The sequence below is a fragment of the Bacillota bacterium genome (assembly GCA_024655925.1).
In the GTDB taxonomy this organism is placed as follows: domain Bacteria; phylum Bacillota; class DTU025; order DTU025; family JANLFS01; genus JANLFS01.
Genome location: JANLFS010000167.1, coordinates 1 through 2,432 on the forward strand (window position 1 = coordinate 1; position 2,432 = coordinate 2,432).

A 2,432-nucleotide genomic window follows, 5' to 3' on the forward strand; every position below is an offset into this window, starting at 1 on the left:
TCCGCGGACGGTCAGATTCCCCAGCCGTAGGCGCAACCGATTCGAGGAAAGGGGAAGTCCCCACTTCTTCTTGACTCAGACATCGAGCGTGCGCAAGTTGACGAGCAAGCGCGAGTTCAACGGATGGGTGTCAGACAGGAACCAGGGGCAAACAGCGGTGGAGCTCCATGTGGACCGCCGCAGCCCCGATCAGAGGTACACTGTGGTGCTGAGAACGCGCCCTGTCACATTGAGCCCCTTTGGACTGGGCATGACGTCCGGAGGGAGAGTCGTGGACACCACTGAGACATGCAAAGGAACAACCACTACCGCGAGCGCCTTTGATGTCGGCAGCCCCGGAAAGGGCGGCGAAGTGCCAATGGCAAGGCTGGTTGGCAACTACGACCACATCCGGTCGGGGTGGAAGCCGTTCGACCCCGATGGTCCATCACTCGAGGGCACCGATTCGTGGACCGAAGACCCGGTGACGTCACCGGACCGCACCATGACCTGCACCGTCAGGAATACGCTCACGTGGTCGCTGCAGAGAGTGTATGAATGATCGCAATCATGGGCGGTCTCTCTTAAGTCTACCCGCCGTGGGGAACATTCCGGGCACACATCATGAGAGCCAGTCTGCTCAACCTGCGGGCTGGCTCATCGCTCGGCTGGCCGGGAACCCTGCATCCGGCTTCGAACGTGTGTGAGGATCGAGTCGGTTACCTTGACTGCCTTCTCCGCATCCCAAACATCGAACGCCTCTGCCGGAATGCCTCCTGGCAGACTGTCCGGGTACCGAGTAGGGATGTAGTACTTGTCGAGATTGGCACCAAGGGGAATCATGTCTCTGAACGATGCATCGAGCTTGGCAGCATCTCTACAGAGCTCAGCCACGGAATGGCCCCAGACTGTTTCTGCTCCGCAAGCGAACAGGAACGCCTTGACTGCCTTCTCTGCGGACTGCTGGCTCAGGAAACAAGCGAGTCCGTACCGCTTCCCCGTCATGACGAAATGGGCATCGTCGAGATCGCGTTCGGCTTGTCGCAACCAACGAAGAGCATCATCGGCGCTTGGCATCGTAGACGACATCCCCTTCTGCCAGGGCCTGCCTATGAAAGCCCCGGCCGGCACTCAGATGAGCCCATTCTTCTGGCGTGTAGACAAGAAGATCGACGGGGGTGCCCGGCGGGAACAACCCCACAAGATCATCGGCCCGGTGCACGAATGGCTGGTCTGTCGGGCGTATGATGATGAGATCGATATCGCTGCTGGAACGCACCGAGCGGCGGGCATGGGACCCAAAGTGAATCACTCGCTGCACATTGGTGGCAGGGAGAGCGCTCAGGAACTGCTGGAGAGCGGCATCCAGCATCTCCCGTCTCTCCTGTGCACGCGGCATTCGAAAACCCATGACCTGGCACCCTCCAGGCGGCCGGCATTGTCGTTCGAGCCGTCCGGCGCCGCCGTCTACATCTTATCCTGCACACGGAGTGCTGTCCAGTCTGCCATCACCCGATGTCAGCCCGGGCCACGACGGGCTCGAGAGGATATCGGATTGTCGCGCAGAACGCCATATCATCACATATCGTGGAGGCTATCTACATGAAGCATTGGGCGCGAACGACTACAGTTGTAATCTTGGCCTGTCTTTCTGCGCTGATCCTCTCTTCAGTTGCGATCGGTTCGTCCATAGTGATCCGGTTCAAAGACGGCACGTCTGTAGTATATGACCTCTCGAAGATTGAGTCCCTGACATTCTCCGAGACGGCGGAAACACAGGCATCGTTGTCATCTGTACCTGGTAAGCTCGTGTGGTCTGACGAGTTCGAACAAGGCGTGTCCCAGGTATGGGAACCGATTGAGGTAGTAGGCGGCAAGTACAATGCCTTCGCGAGGGTTCAGTCGGGCAGTTTCGTTGTCAGCGTGCCTGCCGGCAACTACTGGGGCAAGACCGGGCTCATGACCAGGAATCCTTTGCTTACCGTGGATGGGGCCATGGAGAACAGCCCGGCCAGTGTAGTCTTCAAGTTCGACCCCGCCGGCACAACAGGATTCTGCCTCGCGCTTTCGGCATATAAAGACCCGGACGTGTGGCGAGTCCCCAACCTTTGGGTCGCCTGGGTTTCCCATCCCACATCGGGTGAGGCCCGGTTCGCCGTGGTAAACACACAGGGAAGCGAGAAGGCGGGTTCAGACGGAGTGCAGAAGACTCAGGCCTTGGCCCCTGATACTATCAGGCTTCAGATACGTCCGGGAGTGGTCGATGTCATACCAACCGGAACGGGCGAGCCCATGACCTGCCAGCTGGGCTGGCTTCGGACGGGCACCAACATATACGTATACGTGTTCAGCCACCCCTGGGATGCCAATTTGCCGGCGTCATATACCCAGCAGTCGGTGCAGGTCTATAGATGACTCCGGCGGCCTCTGGCCGATGGCTGAGACCGCCGGAG

The 2,432-nt window shown here is 59.3% G+C and carries 4 protein-coding genes; 2 read left to right on the forward strand and 2 right to left on the reverse strand.

Features of this window, described 5'->3' with window-relative positions; genetic code table 11:
• On the forward strand, nucleotides 1–541 hold a 541-nt coding region (locus NUW23_15465), incomplete at its 5' end, for a hypothetical protein (GenBank protein ID MCR4427555.1).
• A 95-nt stretch (nucleotides 542–636) separates the two neighbouring features.
• Here the strand turns inward: NUW23_15465 and NUW23_15470 are convergent.
• Together NUW23_15470 and NUW23_15475 are read right to left on the reverse strand one after the other, a co-directional pair.
• A complete protein-coding gene (locus NUW23_15470; GenBank protein ID MCR4427556.1) occupies nucleotides 637–1,056 on the reverse strand; it encodes a HEPN domain-containing protein in 420 nt (139 codons plus the stop codon).
• Nucleotides 1,040–1,390: a nucleotidyltransferase domain-containing protein gene (locus NUW23_15475; protein MCR4427557.1), complete on the reverse strand. Its 351-nt coding sequence runs from the start codon at nucleotides 1,388–1,390 to the stop codon at nucleotides 1,040–1,042. Before NUW23_15475 ends, NUW23_15470 begins: the two co-directional genes overlap by 17 nt.
• Before the next feature lie 191 nt (nucleotides 1,391–1,581).
• Here NUW23_15475 and NUW23_15480 point away from each other — a divergent pair, with 191 nt between their 5' ends.
• Nucleotides 1,582–2,394 (forward strand): hypothetical protein, encoded by an 813-nt coding sequence (locus tag NUW23_15480; protein ID MCR4427558.1) that lies wholly within the window; start codon nucleotides 1,582–1,584, stop codon nucleotides 2,392–2,394.
• Nucleotides 2,395–2,432: the final 38 nt, after the last annotated feature.

Coding starts and splice junctions, on each gene's coding strand:
- NUW23_15480 (MCR4427558.1), top strand. CDS start 1,582: ATGAAGCATTGGGCGCGAACGACTACAGTTGTAATCTTGGCCTGTCTT.
- NUW23_15470 (MCR4427556.1), bottom strand. CDS start 1,056: ATGCCAAGCGCCGATGATGCTCTTCGTTGGTTGCGACAAGCCGAACGC.
- NUW23_15475 (MCR4427557.1), bottom strand. CDS start 1,390: ATGGGTTTTCGAATGCCGCGTGCACAGGAGAGACGGGAGATGCTGGAT.